At 72.4% G+C, this 5428-nt stretch carries 6 protein-coding genes; 4 read left to right on the top strand and 2 right to left on the bottom strand.

Annotated elements, in window-relative coordinates; translation table 11 throughout:
• Positions 1-137: 137 nt before the first annotated feature.
• Positions 138-308 (bottom strand): hypothetical protein, encoded by a 171-nt coding sequence (locus tag ACWENR_RS29315; protein WP_452280188.1) that lies wholly within the window; start codon positions 306-308, stop codon positions 138-140.
• Between the two features lie 196 nt (positions 309-504).
• On the opposite strand from ACWENR_RS29315, the gene ACWENR_RS29310 reads away from it, so the two are divergent.
• A complete protein-coding gene (locus ACWENR_RS29310) occupies positions 505-1194 on the top strand; it encodes a DUF4191 domain-containing protein (protein ID WP_452280187.1) in 690 nt (229 codons plus the stop codon).
• 278 nt (positions 1195-1472) lie between these two features.
• On the opposite strand, the gene ACWENR_RS29305 is transcribed toward ACWENR_RS29310, so the two are convergent.
• Positions 1473-1928, bottom strand: a complete 456-nt coding sequence (locus ACWENR_RS29305) for an RDD family protein (protein WP_452280186.1) — start codon at positions 1926-1928, stop codon at positions 1473-1475.
• Positions 1929-2126: 198 nt separating this feature from the next.
• Here ACWENR_RS29305 and glnA point away from each other — a divergent pair, with 198 nt between their 5' ends.
• From glnA to ACWENR_RS29290, 3 genes are all read left to right on the top strand, one after another.
• Positions 2127-3551 carry a type I glutamate--ammonia ligase gene (gene glnA / locus ACWENR_RS29300; protein ID WP_452280185.1) on the top strand — a complete coding sequence of 475 codons (1425 nt, stop codon included), beginning with the start codon at positions 2127-2129 and terminating at the stop codon, positions 3549-3551.
• 352 nt (positions 3552-3903) lie between these two features.
• Complete coding sequence (locus tag ACWENR_RS29295) at positions 3904-4269, top strand: PadR family transcriptional regulator (protein WP_452280184.1); 366 nt, start codon at positions 3904-3906, stop codon at positions 4267-4269.
• The gene (locus ACWENR_RS29290; RefSeq protein WP_452280183.1) at positions 4266-5264 is read left to right on the top strand and encodes a hypothetical protein; all 999 of its coding nucleotides are present in this window, start codon (positions 4266-4268) and stop codon (positions 5262-5264) included. The genes ACWENR_RS29295 and ACWENR_RS29290 overlap by 4 nt, the downstream gene beginning before the upstream one ends.
• Positions 5265-5428: the final 164 nt, after the last annotated feature.

Raw genomic sequence — 5428 nt, 5'->3', positions numbered from 1 at the left:
GCCGGCGCCGACCCGGTCGGGGTCGGCGCCGGCACCCGTCGGGCCGGTCACGGTTTCCGGTCGGATCGCGCCCGCCCCCGTCGGGCCGGTCGCGGTCCCCGGTCGGTCCGCGCCGGGCACCGGGGGCGCGGGGGCGCTCACCGGCGCACGTCGGCGCTGTGGCCCGCGTGGTGCCTGCGGCTGAACCAGCCGCGCGTGGAGCGGCGCGGCAGGCCCCGGGCCAGCCGATCGGCCTCGGCCTCGGCACGCAGCTCGGCGGCGTGCGTACGGTGGATGGAGAGGATGAAGTCTGCGTCGGTGCCGAACATCTCGGGCTCCCTGCGGTCGTCGTCAGCTGTCGACTCTGACTCTCCGCGCGAAGGTGGCCCCGGGGCATGGGTGCGTCGCCTGATCTTCGCCCGCCGAGGTGCCTTACTCCGGGCGTCCGGGGGCGGTACGGCGGCGTAAGGTACTCAGCCCGGCCGCGGGTGATCGCGGCGTGCGGCGACCACTAGACTCACCGGCATGGCAAAGCCCCAGGAGAAGGTCTCGTTCGGCCAGCGGCTGAAGCAGATCGGGATGGTGTTCAAGTTCACCGCCAAGCAGGACAGGTGGTTCGCCCCGCTGGCCGCCGCCGCGGTGCTGATCCCGCTCGCGCTCACCGTGGTCGCGGTCCTGCTCTGGGGCTGGATCTGGCTGCCGCTGGGCATCCTGTTCGCCCTGCTCTGCCTGCTGGTCGTGCTCAACCTGCGCTCCAACCGGGCGATGATGAACGCGGCCGAGGGGCAGCCGGGCGCCGCCGCCCAGATCATGGAGAGCATGCGCGGCGACTGGCGGGTCACCCCGGCGGTCAGCTCGACCACCCAGATGGACATGGTCCACCTGGTCATCGGCCGTCCCGGCGTGATCCTGCTGGCCGAGGGCAACCCGCAGCGGGTGCGCGGCCTGCTCGGCCAGGAGAAGCGGCGGCTGGCCAAGGTCATCGGCTCGGCCCCGCTCTACGACTACGTGATCGGCCAGGAGGAAGGCGAGCTGCCCATCCGCAAGCTGCGGATGACGCTGATGCGGCTGCCGCGCAACCTCAGCGGCAAGGACGTCAACTCGCTGGACAAGCGGCTCAAGGCGCTCACCGCCCGCCCGCAGATGCCCAAGGGCGCGATCCCGAAGAACATGCGGCCCCCGCGCGGCGCGTTCCGCCAGTCGCGCGGTCGCTGACCCACTCCGACGTACGCCAAAAGCCGGGCCCTGTCAGGGCCCGGCTTTTCGCACTCCCCCTTCCCGCCTTCCCGCCCCACCCTCGCCCCACCCCTCCTCCCTCGCTCCCGCCCCGCCCTCGTCTCCTTTCCCGCGCCGATCTTGCACTTCCGGCCCCACTTTCGCGGCTTATATCCGTTTCGTCGGGGCAGAAAGTGCAAGATCGCGGGGGCGGGAGGCGGGAGGCGGCGGGTGGGGGGCCCGGGGGGGGCGGGGCGGGGGCGGGGCGGGGGTCGGGGTTAGGGGCGGGGGGCGGGGGTGATGACGGAGGCCGTGAGGCGGTCGTGCAGGCCGCGGCGGTGGTTGTCCATCAGCAGGGCCGGCACGACGAGGGCGAGCAGGAGGCCGCGCAGCAGCCCCCGGACCAGACCGATACGGCCGCCGTCGGCCCACGCGACGCAGCGGATCTTCGTGATGAACATGCCCGGCGTCTGGGCGAACAGGCCGAGGAAGAAGCCGTACTCCAGGATCAGCACCAGCACGGGCGCCCAGCCGTCGCGGACCGGGTCGGCGAAGCCCCGGGCCACCAGGAGGCAGAGCACCCAGTCGATCACCAGTGCGCCGAACCGGCGGCCCAGGCTGGGCGGGGTGAAGGCGGGATCGGACGCGGGCGGCACGGGCCGGTCATGCGGGTTCGTCACAACGGCCAAGGGTATCCAGGGCGTACGGGCTGGTCGCGGGCACCCGGAGCGCATAAAGGGACCAAAGCGAGCAAGTGTCACTACACTGGCACAGCCGGGAACGTCCCGTCGCCCGATCACCCCATCGGAGCGGCGCGGATGACGCTCCGCGAGGGACGTAACACGGCAGAAACACTCAAGACACGGCCGGGCAACCGCGCGGCCATAGCGTCGCCAAGAGCCTAGCCACCCGTGGACGTGCCAGGAGGACGTGTGTTCGCCAATCCCGAGGAACTCCTGCGATACCTCAAGAACGAGGACGTGAAGTTCGTCGACGTACGTTTCTGTGACCTGCCCGGCGTGATGCAGCACTTCAACCTGCCGGTCGAGTCGGTCGACGACGAATTCTTCACCGAGGGCCTGGCCTTCGACGGCTCGTCGATCCGCGGCTTCCAGGCGATCCACGAGTCGGACATGCTCCTGCTCCCGGACGTCGCCACCGCCTTCATCGACCCCTTCCGCGCGCAGAAGACCCTCGCGCTCAACTTCTTCATCCACGACCCGTTCACCCGCGAGGCCTACAGCCGGGACCCGCGCAACGTGGCGAAGAAGGCCGAGGCCTACCTGACCGCGAGCGGCATCGCCGACACCGCCTACTTCGGCGCGGAGGCGGAGTTCTACATCTTCGACTCCATCCGCCACGAGACCTCGGCGCACCAGTCGTACTACTACATCGACTCGATCGAGGGTGCCTGGAACACCGGCCGCGAGGAGCCGGGCGGCAACCGCGGCTACAAGACCGCGTACAAGGGCGGCTACTTCCCGGTGCCGCCGGTGGACCACTACGCCGACCTGCGCGACAGCATCGTGCGGCGGCTGGTCGACAGCGGCTTCACCGTGGAGCGCTCGCACCACGAGGTGGGCACCGCCGGCCAGTCCGAGATCAACTACCGGTTCTCGACGCTGCTGCACGCGGCCGACCAGCTCCAGCTCTTCAAGTACATCGTGAAGAACGAGACGTGGGCCAACGGCAAGACCGCGACGTTCATGCCCAAGCCGCTCTTCGGCGACAACGGCTCCGGCATGCACACCCACCAGAGCCTCTGGCTCAACGGCGACCCGCTGTTCTACGACGAGACCGGCTACGCCGGCCTGTCCGACACCGCCCGCTGGTACATCGGCGGCCTGCTGCACCACGCCCCGTCGCTGCTGGCCTTCACCAACCCGACGATCAACTCGTACCGCCGGCTGGTGCCGGGCTTCGAGGCGCCGGTCAACCTGGTCTACTCGCAGCGCAACCGCTCCGCCTGCACCCGCATCCCGGTGACCGGCAGCAACCCGAAGGCCAAGCGGGTCGAGTTCCGCGTACCGGACCCGTCGGCGAACGTGTACCTGGCTTTCTCCGCCATGCTGATGGCCGGCCTCGACGGCATCAAGAGCAAGATCGAGCCGCCGGCGCCGATCGACAAGGACCTCTACGACCTGCCGCCGGAGGAGTGGGGCGACGTCAAGCAGGTGCCGGGCTCGCTGTCGGCGGTGCTGGACTCGCTGGAGGCCGACCACGACTACCTGCTCGACGGCGGGGTCTTCACGCCCGACCTGATCTCGACCTGGATCGAGTGGAAGCGGACCAACGAGGTCGACCCGGTGCGCCTGCGCCCGACCCCGCACGAGTTCGCCATGTACTTCGACTGCTGACCTGAGATCAGGAAGAAGGCCCTGGGTTCGCCCGGGGCCTTCTTCCTTGCCACCAGAGACTCCACCGTTCCACTCGACGCGAGCCGGCTCCGCCGCTCGCGGGTCGGTGGAACGCCATGGGTGTCACCGGAGCCTTTTGACACCCATGGTGTTCCACTCGGCGCGACCGATCCGCTGGGCAGCGCGGGCGTCCAGGGCAGCGCGGGCGACCGCAGCGCGGGCGTCCAGGGCAGCGCGGGCCCCCAGGGCAGCGCGGGCGACCGCAGCGCGGGAGCCAGGCGGGCGGAGCGGTTTCTCCGACCGGTCGCGTTACGGCCGCCTGCATACCTTCGCGTCCGTTATATTGCGGGGCGTGGACACTCCGCTGCGCGAACCCACCTTCCTGATCCTCACCGCGCTGGCCGGCGAGCCGATGCACGGCTACGGCCTGATCGGCGAGGTCGCCGCCCTCTCCGACGGGCGCGTCTCGCTGCGCCCCGGCACCCTCTACGGCGCGCTCGACCGGCTGGTCGACGCCGGCCTGGTCGAGGTCGACCGGGAGGAGGTGGTGGACGGCCGGCTGCGCCGCTACTACCGCCTCTCCCCCGCCGGCGACGCCACCCTCACCGCCGAGACTGAGCGCCTGCGCCGCAACGTCGAGGCGGCCACCGCCCGACTGCGCACCCGCGCGGCGAAGGCCCGGCCGGCGGCGCCGCGCGTCGCGGGAGGGCTGGCATGACGGACCTGGAGCGCCGCTACCTGCGCCTGCTGCTCGCCTATCCCGCCGAGTACCGCCGGGCGCGCGGCGCGGAGATCGTTGGCACGTACCTCGACCTGGCCGAGCCGGGCCGGCGATGGCCCTCGCCGGCGGACGCCGCCGACCTGCTGCGCGGCGGCCTCCGCCAGCGGCTGCGGGCCGCCGGGGCCGCCGACCTCCTCCCGGGCGTACGCCTCGCCGCCGTCCTCGCCTTCCTCACCGCGACCGCGCTGGCGGGGGCGTGGTCGGTGCTGGAGCTGCGCCCGCCGGTGGCCCGGTGGGGCGTGCCGCACGCCGGGCCGTTCGTCTCGCTCGGGATCGGCGTGTGGGCGGCCTGGCTGCTCGCCGCGGCCGTGCACGCGGTGGCCCCGGGCCGGTGGACCCGTCGCGCCGTGGCCCTCGCCCTGCTGGTCACCGTCGCGGTCGTGCCGATCGCGGCCCTCACCGGAGCGCCGCGCCCGCCGCTGTACGTGCTGGTGCCGCAGGTCGCGCTGGGCGTGGTGGCGTTCGGCCTGCCCGACCGACTGCCGGTGGCGGTGCGGGCGGCGCCCCTGCTCGCCGTCGTCGCCGCCGCCCTCGCGGGCGTCAGCCTGCTACCCCGCTACGACTCCCACGTCGGCTACCACGGCTGGACGGCGAGCGGAATCCTGCCCGGCGCCGCCGTGACGCTGCTCGTCGTCGTGCTGCTGCTCGGGGCGGGGCTGGCCCTGCGGGCCGACCGCCGGGGCGGCTGGGCCCTGCTCACCCTGCTCACCCCGATCGGCCTGCTCTTCGTGCATCCGCTGGCCGGGGCGGTCGACGGCAACATGCGCGGCGCGCCCGAGCCGGGGTGGTGGGCGCTCGCCGTGGCGGCGGCCGTGGTCGCCGTGGCCGGGCCGGCGCTGCTGCCCCTGGCGCTCGCGGCGCGGGGACGGCGGCGAGGGTTTCGCCCGGTCGGGTCCGGCGACCGCTGCCCGTCCTGCGGGGCGACCCGCTGACCGCCGCGCCAGTAGATCTTGGCAGGAAACGGCCCCTCCAGGGGCAATTTCCTGCCAAGATTTCGCCGAGGCGATGCTCCTATGGTTGTCAAGGGGTGTGGAGAGCGGCGAAGTCGGCAAGGAGGGCGGTGTGGACCTCGCGGACGACGTATCGCTTGAGGCAT

It is taken from the genome of Micromonospora sp. NPDC004336 (assembly GCF_053602615.1).
This window is presented reverse-complemented; position numbering and strand designations above follow the sequence as displayed.